A 14,299-nucleotide genomic window follows, 5' to 3' on the forward strand; every position below is an offset into this window, starting at 1 on the left:
TTTTCAGCCTATCGGGCGGGCTCGGCGGATCCGGCAGCGGCGAGCTCGAGCGCGGCCTGCTGCTCCAGTGGCAGCGCGAAGTCGAAGGCGCCGGCGAGCATCCGGTCGATGGCCACGGCGGCCTGCGCGACCCGCTGCGGCACCGACCCCGTCACCTCCAGCCACGGCACCTGCTGCCCGGCCAGGGTCTGCCGAAACCGGTGCTGCATGTCGTGCCGAATGTGCTCGCCGTCGCGCAGGCCGTCCTGCACGAACGGGATCTCGTCCCCGGTGAGCAGGTACAGCGCGGGCGGATGCGCAGCGGCGCGCGCCACGAGCCCGGCGGGGGTCAGTCCCACGTAGCGCTCGTGCCAGAGGGTGGTGGCCAGCACGTCGGTGTCGCAGAGCAGCAGCGGGCGCGGCACCCGGCGCAGGGCCTGGTTCTCCCAGCCGATCTGCCGGTCCACGATGAGGTCGAACTCGTCGCTCCGCCACGGGGTGTCCAGGCCGCCCACCCGGGTTTCGCTGTGCTCGCGGCCGTACTCCGGCACCCACTCGGTGTCGTAGTGGCCGGCGAGGGCCTCGGCGAGGGTGGTGGAGCCGGTGGATTCGGCGCCGAGCACCACCACCCGCGGGGTCAGCCAGGCGCGCACGGCGGGGGCCAGCGCCCACCAGTGGCCCGGCACATCCGCCCGGATCGCGGTGCCGGAGACCGGGGTGTGCCGCCGGCCGGGGTCGACCTGCACCCACGAGGCGCCCAGGCGTGCGGCGAGTTCGGCGCCGTACCCGTCGCTGGAGAACACGGCGTCGACCGGGGCGTCGAGCAGCGCCCGGATCGGCACCATGTGCTCGTCCCAGGCGTCGGCGGAGTCGAAGTCCACCGGGGCGTCGTCGATGGCACTCACGATGTGCGCGGTGGGGTGCTCCTCGCGCAGCCACTCCTCGCGCACGCTCAGCGGGATGGACTCCTGGCTGGCACCGAACAGCTGCACGGTGACCCTGTCGCAGCGGCTGAGGGCCGTGCGGATCAGGGCCGAGTGCCCGGCGTGCAACGGGTAGAACTTGCCGAGCACCAGGCCGTGCCCGAACCGGGCCGCGGGCTCAGGCTCCGGCAACGGGTCAGGCACTTGTCGTGCCGGCCGGCACCGGCTGGCGAGGCAGGGCGCCCGGCTCCTCGGCGTCGCTCGCCGTCTGCTCCCGGCGAGCCCGCAGCCAGCCGCGCAACCCGATCACGCACAGGCCGATGAAGAGCAGGTAGAGGGCGGCGGTGATGTTCAGCCCCTTATAGAGGAACAGGCCCACATAGGCCACGTCGACGGCGATCCAGACGAACCAGTTCTCCAGCCAGCGCCGGTTGAGCATGTACTGGGCGACCAGGCTCACCGAGGTGGTGGCGGCATCCGCGATCTCGGTGGTGGAGTCTGTGTAGGAATGCAGGGCGTAGGCGATGATCGCGGTGCCGGCCACCGCGGCCACAGCCAGCGGCAGGATGGCGCGCCGCGGCATCCGGCCGATCAGCGCGCGGTCGTCGGCGGCCCGGTGCCGGGACCAGCCCAGCCAGCCCATCACCCCGAGCACCAGGTAGACGATCTGCAGGCCGAGGTCCGCGTAGAGCGCGGCGCCGAAGAACAGCACGATGAAGACCAGGTTGTTCGCGATGCCGAGCGGGAAGGTCCAGATGTTGCGGCGCGCGGCCAACCACACGCACGCGGCCCCGGTTCCGAACCCCACGACCTCGGTCCAGTTGTCGATCAGCCATTCCCCCATGCTCCCCATCCTAAAAGACCGGCAACTGTTCCCCGTGCGGACAATTGGTCCCGGTGCGCCGGACGCAATTGTCCGATTCGGGAACATAACCGGCGGTTTCTGGTTGAAACAGGGGTACCTCACACCGGGGTCGCACCTGAGCCCGTTCCGTTAGGACCCCGATGACTGACTCCACCGTCACCACCGCCCCCGCGCCCGTCGCGCCGACCGGCAATGCCCCGGATGCCGCCGGCACCAAGCTTGTCATCTCGCTGCTGCTGGTCTCGGCGTTCGTCGTGATCCTCAACGAGACCATCATGGGCGTGGCGCTGCCGCACCTGATGAAAGACCTGAACATCACCGCCGGCGCCGCCCAGTGGCTGACCACCGCGTTCATGCTCACCATGGCCGTGGTGATCCCCATCACCGGCTTCCTGCTGCAGCGGTTCAACACCCGCCCGGTCTTCCTCGCCGCGATGACCCTGTTCAGCACCGGCACCCTCATCGCCGCCATCGCGCCGGGCTTCGAGGTGCTCATCGTGGGCCGCGTGGTGCAGGCCATGGGCACCGCGATCATGATGCCGCTGTTGATGACCACCGTGATGACCCTGGTGGCGCCGGCCGCCCGCGGCAAGACCATGGGCAACATCTCCATCGTCATCTCGGTCGCCCCGGCGATCGGCCCCACCATCTCCGGCCTCATCCTCAGCGTGCTCGACTGGCGCTGGATGTTCATCCTCGTGCTGCCGATCGCCCTCGGCTCCCTGGCGCTCGGCGCCGCCCGCATCAAGAACGTCACCGAGCCCATCGCGGTGCCCCTGGATGTCGTCTCGGTGATCCTCTCCGCGTTCGGCTTCGGCGGCCTGGTCTACGGGCTGAGCAACCTCGGCGAATCCGCCACCGGCAACGCCGCTGCCGGCCTGGTGCCGCTGGGCATCGGCGTCGTGGCGATCGCCCTGTTCGTCTGGCGCCAGCTCGCGCTGCAGCGCACCGACCGGGCCCTGCTCGACCTGCGCACCTTCGTCTCGCGCACCTTCAGCTTCGCCATCGTGATGCTCGCCGTGAGCATGATGGCCCTGTTCGGCACCCTGATCCTGCTGCCGATCTACATGCAGACCGTGCTGGGCCTGGATGCGCTGACCACCGGCCTCATGCTGCTGCCCGGCGGTCTCACGATGGGCCTGCTCGCCCCGTTCGTCGGCCGGTTCTACGACAGGTTCGGCCCCACAGTGCTGCTCGTTCCCGGGTCGATCATTGTCAGCGGCGCGTTCTGGTTCCTCACCATGCTCACCGCCACGACACCGGTCTGGTGGGTGCTCGTGGCCCACGTGGCCCTGAGCTTCGGCCTGGCGTTCCTGTTCACCCCGCTGTTCACCTCGGCGCTCGCCTCCCTCAAGCCCTCGCTGTACTCGCACGGCAGCGCCGTCGTCGGCACCGCCCAGCAGCTGGCCGGCGCCGCGGGCACCGCCCTGTTCGTCACGGTGATGTCCTCCACCGCGGCGACCCAGATCGCCAATGGCGCCGGCGAGGTCGCCGCCACGGCGGCGGGCACCCAGAGCGCCTTCATCTACGGCGCGATCATCTCGCTCTTCGCGATCCCGCTGGCGTTCTTCATCCGCAAGCCGGCCGCGTCGGTCACCGACACGCTCGACGCGCCGATGATGGCGCACTGACCGTCGGCGCACTGACCTCAGGGGCGCTGAGCCCGGGTCACCGGTTGGCGGCCCGGGGCGCTCCCATCCCCCGCTCGATCTGGAACGGCCCGGCCGCCGACGGGCGCACGTCGAAGTCGAAGATGGCCGTGGGGATGTACACGGTCGAACACGAGTTGGGGATGTCCACCACACCCGACAGGCGGCCTTCGATGGGCGCGGCCCCGAGCAGCAGGTAGGCCTGCTCCGGGCTGTAGCCGAACTTCGTCAGGTAGTCGATCGCGTGCAGGCAGGCCCGCTGGTAGGACAGGTGCGAGTCCAGGTACTTCTGCTCCCCGTCCAGGGTCACCGAGGTGCCCGAGAAGGCCAGCCACTGGCTGAACCGCGGGTCGACGGTGCCCGGCAGGAAGATCGCGTTCTCCCCCACACCGTAGGTCTCCATGCCGCCGCGGATGATGTCGACGCGCAGGTCGATGAAGCCGCCCATCTCGATCGCACCGCAGAAGGTGATCTCGCCGTCCCCCTGGGAGAAGTGCAGGTCGCCCAGGGACAGGTTCGCGCCGTCGACGAACACCGGGTAGAAGATCCGGGTGCCCTTCGACAGGTTCTTGATGTCCTGGTTCCCGCCGTTCTCCCTCGGCGGCGCCGTGCGGGCCGCTTCACCGGCCACCCGCGCGAACTCGGCCGCGGGCAGGCTGCCCAGCACCGCGTGTTCGGCCTCCGGCGGCAACGCCAGCGGCGGCACCCGGTGCGGGTCCGTGGCGATGAGGGCACCCTCGCGCTTGTTCCAGGTGGCGAGCAGCTTCGCTGAGGGGGCCGTGCCCATCAGGCCGGGATGGATCAATCCGGTGAACGAGACTCCCGGGATGTGCCGCGACGAGGCCACCTGCCCGGTGAAGTCCCAGATGGCCTTGTAGGCATCCGGGAACTGCTCGGTGAGGAAGCCACCGCCGTTGTTCCGGGAAAAGATGCCGGTGTATCCCCAGCCCTGACCGGCGAGGGGGCCGGAATCCTCCTGCGGGATCGGGCCAACGTCCAGGATGTCCACGATCAGGAGGTCGCCCGGCTTCGCTCCCTCCACCGCGAACGGCCCGCTGAGCTTGTGCACGGTGAGCAATGGGGCGTTGAGGATGTCCTCGGCCGAGTCGTCATTGACGATCGCGCCGTCGAACCACTCCCGGCAGTCGACCCTGAAGGAACTGCCGGGCTTGACAGTTGCGACCGGTGGGACCTCCGGATGCCACCGGTTGTGCCCCACCTTCTCCTGGTCTTCGAATTTCCTGCTCGAATCCAACGGGAACAGTTGCTCTGGCATGTGGAACCCCTCTTTTTCGGTGCCGCGGGTAGGCGAACTACGGGCGCGGCAGTTTCCTGTGGAGCGGATTGGCCGTGAACTGCGCACCGGCGCCCGACCGTCGTCCCGGGAGGGCGGACTCGACCACCTCCGGTTCGAAGGCACTGCGCGCAGTCGAATCGATCAGGCCGAACGCGGCGGACCCCACCGCGGACAGGTGGGGGGCGCTCATCAGGCGGCGCGCGGGCGCCCGGCAGGTGGGACAGTCGACGGTGTCCGGGGCCGAGCCCATCGGGTGCGTCTGCTCGAAACGGGCGCAGACGTCGCACCTGAACTCATATATCGGCACGGGTTGTCCACTGCATCGTCGTCTTCTCCCGGTGTCGCAGCATCGCTGGTGCGCTTCTCTGACCTGGTTCTGGACCGTCGTGTGAACATATTCGGGGTGACACCCGAAGTCAACAACGGCACGGGACCGGCTGATTCGGTCGAAGCGGGGAGATTGGCAACAGAACGTTAACACTTCGGCACCACGTTGGACAGGTCCGAGACCTAGGATCGACATGCACGTGCTCCGTCTGTCTGACCCGAGACGACGCCCCCGAAGAATTTCGTGATCCACAGTGCAAGTGACAAGCTCGACTACCCGGTTTTAGCCATTTTTTCACGCACCTACCAAGCAGGGCTCCACATTGACTTCCCCCCACTCCCCCCTTACGCCAGCTGAGACCCGAGACCGGGTCCTGGGCGCGCGCGGCGTGCTCTTCGACCTCGACGGAGTGCTCACCCCCACCGCCGAGGTGCACATGAGCGCCTGGTCGCGCCTGTTCACCCCATTCCTCGAGTCGAAGGGTGTGAAGCCCTACGCCGACGCCGATTACTTCGGCTACATCGACGGCAAACCCCGTTACGACGGCGTGCGGTCGTTGTTGGCTTCCCGCGGCCTCACCCTGCCCGACGGTGATCCCACGGATGCGCCGGAGCTCGAGACCGTCTGCGGTCTCGGCAACCGCAAGAACAAGGCCTTCAACGAGACCCTCGCCGAGGATGGCGTGAGCCCGTACCCCGGTTCGCTCCGGTTCCTCGACGCCGTGGTCGCCGCCGGCCTGCAGGTCGCCGTGGTCACCAGCTCCCTCAACGGTGAGATGGTACTCACCGCCGCGGGCCTCCGCGACAGGTTCGAGATCGTCGTCGACGGTGTCCGCGCCCGCGCCGAAAAGCTCGCCGGCAAGCCCGCCCCGGACACCTACGCGTTCGCCGCCGAGCTGCTCGGCCTCACCGCCGCCCAGTGCGTGGTCGTCGAAGACGCCGAGTCCGGCATCCAGTCCGGCCGTGCCGGCGACTTCGGCCTGGTGCTCGGCGTCGACCGCGGCGTCGGCTCCCACGTGCTCCTCGACGCCGGGGCCGACACCGTCGTCACCGACCTCGACGAACTCCTGCCGCTGATCGGCAGCACCGTCCTGACACCGAGCGGAGTCCGCGCATGACGCTTGACGCGACCATCCAGAACCTGTCCGACCCGCTCGATCGCAGCCGGTTCCCGCTCGACGAGTGGGCACTGGTGGAGACCGACTTCTCCGGCGACGACATGGGCCGCACCGAGACCCTGTTCGCCGTCGGCAACGGCTACCTGGGGCTTCGCGGCAACGTGGACGAGGGCCGCGACGGCCACGTGCACGGCACCTTCATCAACGGGTTCCACGAGACCTGGCCCATCCGTCACGCCGAAGAGGCATTCGGTTTCGCCAGGGTCGGCCAGACCATCGTCAACGCACCGGATGCGAAGATCATCCGCATCTACGTCGACGACGAACCCCTGGTGCTCACCCTCGCCGAGCTGCTCAGCTACGAGCGCCGGCTCGACTTCGCCGACGGCATCCTGTCGCGGTCGCTGGTCTGGCGCACCCCGTCGGGCAAGCAGGTGCTGATCCGCTCGCGTCGCATGGTCTCGTTCACCGAACGCCACCTCGCCGTGCTCGAATACGAGGTCACCATGCTCGACGCCGACGCGTCGGTCGTCATCTCCAGCCAGACCCTCAACCGGCAGGACGGCATCGGCGAGTACGACCGGCCCAAGTCCGGTTCGGCGAACGACTGGGATCCCCGCCGCGCCGAGACGTTCACAGACCGGGTGCTGCAGCCGCGGCTGAAGCGCGCCAACAACGGCCGCTACATCCTCGGCTTCCGGTGCACCAACTCGGGCATGACCATCGCCACGGCGTCCGACCACTCGATCGACACGATCAACGACTTCGACGAGTCGTCGCAGCTGGGCGACGACCTGGCCAAGCACGTGTACAAGGTGAAGGCCAAGATGGGCAACCCCATCCGCATCACCAAGCTGCTCAGCTACCACACCTCGGCCGGGGTGCCCACGCACGAACTCGCCGACCGCTGCGACCGCACCCTCGACCGCGCCAAGGAGGCCGGCGTCGCCGCGCTCGTCCAGGAGCAGCGCGACTGGCTCGACGCGTTCTGGGCCCGCACGGATGTCGAGCTGCCCGGCCAGCCGGCCCTGCAGCAGGCCACCCGGTGGAACTTCTTCCAGCTCGCCCAGGCGTCCATGCGCGCCGACGGCCAGGGTGTCTCGGCAAAGGGGGTGTCCGGGTCCGGTTACGGCGGACACTACTTCTGGGACACCGAGGTCTACGTGCTGCCGTTCCTCACCTACACGTCACCGAACGCGGCCAGGAACGCCCTGCGGTTCCGGCACGGCATGCTCGACCACGCCCGCGCCCGCGCCACCGAGCTCAACCAGCTCGGCGCACTGTTCCCGTGGCGCACCATCAACGGGCTCGAGTCCAGCGCGTATTATGCGGCCGGCACGGCGCAGTACCACATCGACGCCGACATCTCCTATGCGCTGAGCCAGTACGTCTCGGCCACCGGCGACGAGGACTTCCTCGCCCGCGAAGCCATCGACATCCTGGTGGAGACCGCCAGGATGTGGGCCGACCTGGGCTTCTGGCGCGGCAACGGCAACGACGTCTTCCACATCCACGGCGTCACCGGCCCCGACGAGTACACCACCGTCGTCAACGACAACCTGTACACGAACATCATGGCCCGCTCCAACCTGCGCGCCGCGGTGAAGAGCGTGCGCCGGCTGTACTCGGTCGACCGGGCCTCGTTCGACTCCATGTCCGCGCGGCTGAAGCTCGATGAGGCCGAGGTGATGGAGTGGTCCTTCGCCGCCGAGGCGATGCACATCCCCTTCGACCGCAACCTCGGTATCCACCCGCAGGACGCCCAGTTCCTCGAGAAGGAACGCTGGGACCTCACCGCGACGCCGCCGGAGAACCGGCCGCTGCTGCTGCACTACCACCCGCTGGTGATCTACCGGTTCCAGGTGCTCAAGCAGGCCGACGTGGTGCTGGCGCTGCTATTGCAGGGCGACCAGTTCACGCCGGAAGAGAAACGCGCCGACTTCGACTACTACGACCCGCTGACCACGGGCGACTCCACGCTGTCGGATGTCGTGCAGTCGATCATCGCCGCCGAGGTGGGCTACCACGAGCTGGCGCTGAACTACTTCACCTCCGGGCTGTTCGTGGACCTCGCCGACCTGCACCACAACGCGCAGGACGGCGTGCACGTCGCATCCGCCGGTGGCGTGTGGAGCGCGTTGGTCTACGGGTTCGGTGGCCTGCGCGACCACAGCGGGCGCATCACGCTCGACCCGCGCCTGCCGGAGGACTGGGATGAGCTGGTCTTCAGGGTCACGCTGAAGGGCTCCCGCCTGCGCGTGGCGATCACGCAGTCCAGCGTGCACCTCAGCATCGAGGAGGGCACCGAGGCGCGGCTCACCGTGCGCGGCCTGCAGGTCATCGTGACTGCCGGCCAGCCGGAGACCGTTCCGTTGTCGCACCAGGGCGCTCGCGACCCCGGTGCTCCCACGGCGGCGCTCATCGAGGACACCCGTCGCGCCGACGGCACCGTGATCACCTCGTCGATCCCCACGATCGCGCACATCACCGAGCAGATGCCCACGCTCGACTAGCGGTCGCACAGCCGAAGGGCCGCGCATCCACCCGGATGCGCGGCCCTTTCTCTGTCCGCCGCACCGTTGGTCGAGCTTGTCGAGACCCCGTGACCGATCGTCACACCCGCACCCACCAGCGATACTTGGATGACTACCGTTTCACCGAGGAGATCACCGTGGATTCCGACACCGTCGTCGCACCCGTCCCGCCCGCCGACCAGACCCGGCCGCCGCTGGGCATCCGCGGTGCGGTCCTGAGCTCCACCGGAGCCGCCCGGCCCTACCGGACCTCACGGCCGCTGGAGATCCTCGACCTGCAGCTCGAGGGCCCGGGTCCCGGCGAGATCCTCGTCAAGATCGAGGCCGCGGGCCTCTGCCACTCCGACCTCTCGGTCGTCAACGGCAGCCGGGTGCGGCCCACCCCGATGCTGCTCGGCCACGAGGCGGCCGGCCGGGTCGTGGAGTTGGGTGCCGGGGTCGGCGACCTCCGGGTCGGCCAACGCGTGGTGATGGCGTTCCTGCCCCGCTGCGGCGACTGCGCCGGCTGCCACACCGACGGCAAGCTGCCCTGCATCCCGGGCAGCGCCGCCAACAACGTGGGAAGCCTCCTCGGCGGCGCCCGCCGGCTCAGCCACGACGGCATCCCGGTGAACCACCACCTCGGCGTCTCCGCGTTCGCCGACCACGCTGTCGTCAACCGGTTCTCGGTGGTGCCGGTGGACGACGACGTGCCGCCGGACATCGCCGCCGTCCTCGGCTGCGCGGTGCTCACCGGCGGCGGCGCCGTCATCAACGCGGGCCGGCCCCACCCCACCGACACCGTCGCCATCGTCGGGCTCGGCGGCGTCGGCATGGCCGCCCTGATCACGGCGCTCTCCCTCGACGTGGCCGAGGTCATCGGCATCGATTCGGTGCACGCGAAGCTCGACCAGGCCATCGAGCTCGGCGCCGGCTCGGTGTACACCCCGGAGGACGCCCTCGAGCAGGGCATCCGGGCGAACGTGGTCATCGAGGCGGCCGGGCATCCGCGTGCCTTCGAGACCGCCGTGCGCATCACCGCTGCCGGCGGAACCACCGTCACGGTGGGGCTGCCCGCCGCCGATCAGCTCGCATCGGTGTCCCCACTCACGATCACCGCCGAGGCGCGCACAATCGTCGGCAGCTACCTGGGCTCCGCCGTTCCCGCCCGGGACATCCCGTTTTATGCAAACCTCTGGCGAGAGGGCAAACTTCCCGTTGAGAGCCTCATCTCCAGCCACATCCGGCTCGAGGACATCAACGAGGGCATGGACACCCTGGCCGAGGGCAACGCCGTGCGGCAGATCATCCTCTTCGGCTGAGGCGCCCGCTCCATCCGGGCCGCAACTGTTACCGCTGCGGACAAGTGCGCCCGGCGCACCGGGTGCAATTGTCCGGACGGGCAACAGTTAGAGGTGTCGCAGGGTCTCCAGCACCACCACGGCGGACCGCTCGGCCGCATCGTCCACGTGGGTGAGGTGATCGCCCACCGGGCCGCACAGGTCCGAGATGCCCCGGATGGCCACGAACGGCACCCCGTAGGCGAAGCAGGTCTGCGCGATGCCCACCGATTCCATATCGGTGCAGAGCACTCCCGGAAACAGCTCGCGCAGGCTCTCGGCGAGCTCGGCGCCCACGAACTTGTCGTTGGAGACCATCAGACCGCGCTGCACGACCACTGCGGAGCCGTCGGGCATCCGGGTCGGCGATTCCGCGGCGTCGAGGGCCGTGGCCGCACCGTCATACCGGGCCGGCATGCCGGGCACCTGGCCGAGCGCGTACCCGAAGGGGCGCGCATCCGCGTCGCTGTTCAGGCATTCGCTTCCGATCACGACCTCACCGACCCGCACCTGCACGCCCACGCCGCCGGCCGAGCCGGCGCTGATCACCAGCGGCGTCGCGGCCGGGTCGGCCGCCCGGGCGGTCAGGATCGCGGATGTCGCCGCTCCGGCCGCGTTGACCAGGCCGATGCCGCCCTGCACGAGCAGCACGTCGCGGCCGGCCAGGGTCAGCCGGTACTGCAGGGCCTTGCCCACGGTGACCGGTTCTGCAACCCCGGTGGCCGCCGCCAGGAACGGTGCGGCCTCTTCCGCCATCGCGACCAGGACGATCGCGTCGGGGCCGATCGAGTCCGGGCTGCTGGTGCCGAGGGTATCTACGATGCTCATGCGGTGACGTTGGACCAGCCGTCGCGGCCGGCCAGGAACACCGTCACGGCCTCCTGTGCGGCGCTGAGCGAGTGGTTCGCGCCCCAGCCGCACTGCACCTCGTTGGCCGCCGGCACCTCGGTGGCGCCGAGGATGTCGGTCATGGTGGCCTCGATCAGCTCGAGCACCTCGGTGAACTCCGGCTGGCCCTGCAGGATCAGGTAGAAACCGGTCTGGCAGCCCATCGGCGAGAAGTCGATGACCCGCGCCGAGTGGTTGCGGGAGTGCTCGGCGAAGAGGTGCTCGATCGAGTGCACCGCCGGCATCTCCAGGTGGGCGACGTTGGGCTGGGTGAAGCGCACGTCGTACTTCACGATGACATCGCCCAGCGGCAGCACCTTGGTGTCGGCCAGGCGCACATACGGCGCGACGACGGTGCGGTGGTCGAGGTTGAACGACTCGACGTTCATGCGCGGCTGGTTCACGTGAGCTCTCCCTGCAAACAGTGGTGTCGGCCCGGTTCCGGGTGACCCATCGACAGTAACAGGCGGGCCCGGCGCACCCCTGGGCCGACGGGATGCTGATACTGAACCGATGGTCACCCGGGAGCCGGACGACCGTGTGACCGGCTGAGAGGTGCCTAGGGCACCCGGTATCCGGCGGCGCGGAACAGCTCGTACCATTCGGCGCGGGTGAGCGGGATCTCCGAACCCAACGCGGCCGCGGCGACCCGCTCGGGGCTGGTGGTGCCGAGCACCACCTGCATCTGCGCGGGGTGCCGGGTGATCCAGGCCGTGGCGATGGCGATCGCGGGCACGTCGTAGGCGGCGGCGAGGCGGTCGATGACGGCGTTGAGCTCGGGGTATTCCGGTGAACCGAGGAAGACCCCGGTGAAGAAGCCGGCCTGGAACGGCGACCAGGCCTGCACCGTGATGTCGTTCAGCCGGCAGTAGTCCAGGATCCCGCCGCCGTCGAGGGTGGCCGACTGCTGTTCGCCGGCCATGTTCGCCGCCACACCCTGCGCGACGATCGGCGCGTGGGTGATCGACAGCTGCAGCTGGTTGGCCACCAGCGGCTGGCGTACGTGCTTCTTCAGCAGGTCGATCTGGCGTGGGGTGTGGTTGGAGACGCCGAAGGCGCGCACCTTGCCGGCGGCTTCCAACTCGTCGAACGCCCGCGCAACCTCTTCCGGTTCGACGAGCGCGTCGGGGCGGTGCAGCAGCAGGATGTCGATGTGGTCGGTGTCAAGCGCGGCCAGGGACCCGTCCACCGATTCGATGATGTGCTCATAGGAGAAGTCGAAGTACGGCCCCTCCCCCACGATCCCGGTCTTGGTCTGGATGGTCAGCTCGTCCCGCTGGGACGGCGTCAGACGCATCGCCTCGGCGAACCGGCGCTCACAGCCGTGCAGGTCGGTGCCGTAGACGTCGGCGTGGTCAAGGAAGTCGATGCCGGCGTCGCGGGCGGTGCGCACCAGTTCGCGCACCTCGTCGTCGGTCTTTTCCGAGATCCGCATCAGGCCGAGCACAACGTTCGGGGCGACGATCTCGGTTCCGGGCATGGTGAAACGCTTCACAGTGGTCCTCTCAGGTGATGCACCGGCGGCGGGTGCTGCACGATCGAGCCTCTCGCGCCGCTGCGGTGTGTTTCCACCGTAGGGACGCTCGGTGCAGAAGTAAAACAACACTCACCGATGCCATTGAGAACCAGAACAGGTGAATCCGCTGTGAGAGTGACTGAGGATCGAGTGCCTCATTCACCCCGGGAATGACGAAAGGCCCCCGGTATCCCGGGGGCCTTTCCTGTTCGCGCAGATTGTTCATCCATCGTGCACTTACTAACTGTGCGCGAGGGGGGACTTGAACCCCCACATCCTTTCGAATACTGGCACCTGAAGCCAGCGCGTCTGCCAATTCCGCCACTCGCGCGAACTTTGAAATCCTAGCATTCCGCAGGGCCGAAACGCCATTCGAGGCTGCCCACCCGTCTCTCCCGCCCCCAGAACCCGTGGAATACCCCCTTTTGGTGGTCTTACCCCGGTACCCCCGTAGGATGACTTCCCGTGCTCTGACCCGCCCGTTGGGCGAGTTAACACGTGAGGCAAGTAACATGCTCATAGCCAAACGGACCGGATCGGGAGACCTGTGGGCATACTGGATAACTTTGAGAAAGGTCTTGAGCGCGCCGTAAACGGTGCTTTCGCCAAGACCTTCAAGTCGGGCGTGCAGCCGGTGGAAATCACCTCAGCGCTGCGTCGTGAGCTCGACACCAAAGCCGCGGTCGTGTCGCGGGACCGCATCCTCGCGCCCAATCGCTTCACCGTGCGTCTGGCCGAGGCGGACTTCCGCCGCATGAGCGATCTGGGCCACGCCCTCATCGACGAACTCAGCCAGCTCGTGCAGCAGCACGCGTCTTCGCAGGGCTATCAGTTCACCGGCGTCGTCTCGATCACGTTCGCCAATGACCCCGGCCTCAGCGAGGGCATGGTGCAGATCGATTCCAGCTCGGTCAATGGTTCGGTGGCCTGGACGCCGGTCGTGGACATCAACGGTCACCGTCACCAGCTCGTCAAGTCCCGCACGGTCATCGGCCGTGGCTCGGACGCCGACATCACCATCGACGACACCGGCACCTCCCGCCGCCACGTCGAGATCATCTGGGACGGCGCCCGCGCCCAGGTGCGCGACCTCGGCTCCACCAACGGCTCCCAGCTCAACGGCTCCCCCGTCAAGCAGGCCATCCTCGAGCCCGACTCGGTCATCACCATCGGGCGCACCAGCATCGTCTTCAGGGTCGTGGCCCAGCCCGGCACCGAACGCTCCCAGGCCCGCCGGGTCGACGAGTCCACCCAACGGCACGACATGGGCGGTTTCTGGGGGCCGAACGCATGAATCCCAGTGAACTGACCCTGCTCGTCCTGCGCCTGGCGTTCCTGCTGGTGCTGTGGCTGTTCATCTTTGGCATCGTCTACGCCCTGCGCAGCGACCTGTTCGGCCAGCGGGTGCGCAAGATGTCCACGGATGCGCCCGCCGCGGCTCCCGTGCCCTTCGCCACCCCGCCGCCCGCCCCGGTCCCCGCTGGAGCGTTCGCGCAGCCGCCGGCGGCCTCGGCGTCCGCGCCCACCGAGCAGTTCTCCCGCCAGAACGCCGCGCCGCTCCCGCCGGCCGGGCCCGAGAAGGCCACCACGCAGACCGCCACCCGCCTGGTCATCACCTCCGGACCCAAGGCCGGCACCGAGTTCCCGCTCGGCACCGAACCCGTCACCGTCGGCCGGTCCAGTGATTCGAGTCTGGTCATCCGCGACGACTACACCTCCACCCACCACGCCCGGCTGATGCTGTGGCATGACGACTGGATGGTGCAGGACCTGGATTCCACCAACGGCACCTTCCTCGACGGCAAACGTGTTGCCGTGCCCACGTCGGTGCCGCTGAACACCACCGTGAAAATCGGCGCGACGAGCTTCGAGCTTCGGCGGTAG

At 68.6% G+C, this 14,299-nt stretch carries 13 protein-coding genes and 1 tRNA gene; 6 read left to right on the forward strand and 8 right to left on the reverse strand.

What is annotated here, in order from left to right; translation table 11 throughout:
- Positions 1-8 precede the first annotated feature (8 nt).
- Both CXY76_RS07975 and pnuC read right to left on the reverse strand, forming a co-directional pair.
- Complete coding sequence (locus tag CXY76_RS07975) at positions 9-1,106, reverse strand: AAA family ATPase (protein WP_233199644.1); 1,098 nt, start codon at positions 1,104-1,106, stop codon at positions 9-11.
- The gene (pnuC, locus tag CXY76_RS07980) at positions 1,099-1,746 is read right to left on the reverse strand and encodes a nicotinamide riboside transporter PnuC (protein ID WP_104163707.1); all 648 of its coding nucleotides are present in this window, start codon (positions 1,744-1,746) and stop codon (positions 1,099-1,101) included. The genes CXY76_RS07975 and pnuC overlap by 8 nt, the downstream gene beginning before the upstream one ends.
- Before the next feature lie 161 nt (positions 1,747-1,907).
- Between pnuC and CXY76_RS07985 the strand changes: the two genes are divergently transcribed.
- Positions 1,908-3,398, forward strand: coding sequence for an MDR family MFS transporter (locus CXY76_RS07985; RefSeq protein WP_104163708.1), 1,491 nt, complete (start codon positions 1,908-1,910; stop codon positions 3,396-3,398).
- Positions 3,399-3,435: 37 nt separating this feature from the next.
- On the opposite strand, the gene fmdA is transcribed toward CXY76_RS07985, so the two are convergent.
- Positions 3,436-4,692 (reverse strand): formamidase, encoded by a 1,257-nt coding sequence (fmdA, locus tag CXY76_RS07990; RefSeq protein WP_104163709.1) that lies wholly within the window; start codon positions 4,690-4,692, stop codon positions 3,436-3,438.
- Positions 4,693-4,729: 37 nt separating this feature from the next.
- Positions 4,730-5,236: a zinc ribbon domain-containing protein gene (locus CXY76_RS19740; RefSeq protein WP_255408467.1), complete on the reverse strand. Its 507-nt coding sequence runs from the start codon at positions 5,234-5,236 to the stop codon at positions 4,730-4,732.
- Positions 5,237-5,429: 193 nt separating this feature from the next.
- Between CXY76_RS19740 and CXY76_RS08000 the strand changes: the two genes are divergently transcribed.
- From CXY76_RS08000 to CXY76_RS08010, 3 genes are all read left to right on the forward strand, one after another.
- Positions 5,430-6,158: an HAD family phosphatase gene (locus CXY76_RS08000; RefSeq protein ID WP_255408468.1), complete on the forward strand. Its 729-nt coding sequence runs from the start codon at positions 5,430-5,432 to the stop codon at positions 6,156-6,158.
- Entirely contained in the window at positions 6,155-8,671 is a 2,517-nt protein-coding gene (locus CXY76_RS08005; protein ID WP_104163711.1) for a glycoside hydrolase family 65 protein, read from the forward strand. The genes CXY76_RS08000 and CXY76_RS08005 overlap by 4 nt, the downstream gene beginning before the upstream one ends.
- A gap of 215 nt (positions 8,672-8,886) precedes the next feature.
- A complete protein-coding gene (locus tag CXY76_RS08010; RefSeq protein ID WP_199190240.1) occupies positions 8,887-9,993 on the forward strand; it encodes an alcohol dehydrogenase catalytic domain-containing protein in 1,107 nt (368 codons plus the stop codon).
- 87 nt (positions 9,994-10,080) lie between these two features.
- On the opposite strand, the gene mtnN is transcribed toward CXY76_RS08010, so the two are convergent.
- The 4 genes from mtnN to CXY76_RS08030 form a co-directional block, all read right to left on the reverse strand.
- Complete coding sequence (gene mtnN / locus CXY76_RS08015; RefSeq protein ID WP_104163713.1) at positions 10,081-10,839, reverse strand: 5'-methylthioadenosine/S-adenosylhomocysteine nucleosidase; 759 nt, start codon at positions 10,837-10,839, stop codon at positions 10,081-10,083.
- Positions 10,836-11,288, reverse strand: coding sequence for an S-ribosylhomocysteine lyase (locus CXY76_RS08020; protein ID WP_104163714.1), 453 nt, complete (start codon positions 11,286-11,288; stop codon positions 10,836-10,838). Before CXY76_RS08020 ends, mtnN begins: the two co-directional genes overlap by 4 nt.
- Positions 11,289-11,458: 170 nt before the next feature.
- Positions 11,459-12,394, reverse strand: coding sequence for an aldo/keto reductase family oxidoreductase (locus CXY76_RS08025; RefSeq protein ID WP_104163715.1), 936 nt, complete (start codon positions 12,392-12,394; stop codon positions 11,459-11,461).
- A gap of 268 nt (positions 12,395-12,662) precedes the next feature.
- Positions 12,663-12,746 (reverse strand) — tRNA-Leu (locus CXY76_RS08030).
- Positions 12,747-12,962: 216 nt separating this feature from the next.
- Here CXY76_RS08030 and CXY76_RS08035 point away from each other — a divergent pair.
- Positions 12,963-13,709 (forward strand): DUF3662 and FHA domain-containing protein, encoded by a 747-nt coding sequence (locus CXY76_RS08035; protein ID WP_104163716.1) that lies wholly within the window; start codon positions 12,963-12,965, stop codon positions 13,707-13,709.
- Positions 13,706-14,299, forward strand: coding sequence for an FHA domain-containing protein (locus CXY76_RS08040; RefSeq protein WP_104163717.1), 594 nt, complete (start codon positions 13,706-13,708; stop codon positions 14,297-14,299). Before CXY76_RS08035 ends, CXY76_RS08040 begins: the two co-directional genes overlap by 4 nt.

The organism is Cryobacterium sp. N22 (assembly GCF_002929555.1).
Classification (GTDB): Bacteria; Actinomycetota; Actinomycetes; order Actinomycetales; family Microbacteriaceae; genus Cryobacterium.

Coding starts and splice junctions, on each gene's coding strand:
- mtnN (WP_104163713.1), bottom strand. CDS start 10,839: ATGAGCATCGTAGATACCCTCGGCACCAGCAGCCCGGACTCGATCGGC.
- pnuC (WP_104163707.1), bottom strand. CDS start 1,746: ATGGGGGAATGGCTGATCGACAACTGGACCGAGGTCGTGGGGTTCGGA.
- CXY76_RS19740 (WP_255408467.1), bottom strand. CDS start 5,236: ATGTCGATCCTAGGTCTCGGACCTGTCCAACGTGGTGCCGAAGTGTTA.
- CXY76_RS07985 (WP_104163708.1), top strand. CDS start 1,908: ATGACTGACTCCACCGTCACCACCGCCCCCGCGCCCGTCGCGCCGACC.
- fmdA (WP_104163709.1), bottom strand. CDS start 4,692: ATGCCAGAGCAACTGTTCCCGTTGGATTCGAGCAGGAAATTCGAAGAC.
- CXY76_RS08005 (WP_104163711.1), top strand. CDS start 6,155: ATGACGCTTGACGCGACCATCCAGAACCTGTCCGACCCGCTCGATCGC.
- CXY76_RS08040 (WP_104163717.1), top strand. CDS start 13,706: ATGAATCCCAGTGAACTGACCCTGCTCGTCCTGCGCCTGGCGTTCCTG.
- CXY76_RS08020 (WP_104163714.1), bottom strand. CDS start 11,288: ATGAACGTCGAGTCGTTCAACCTCGACCACCGCACCGTCGTCGCGCCG.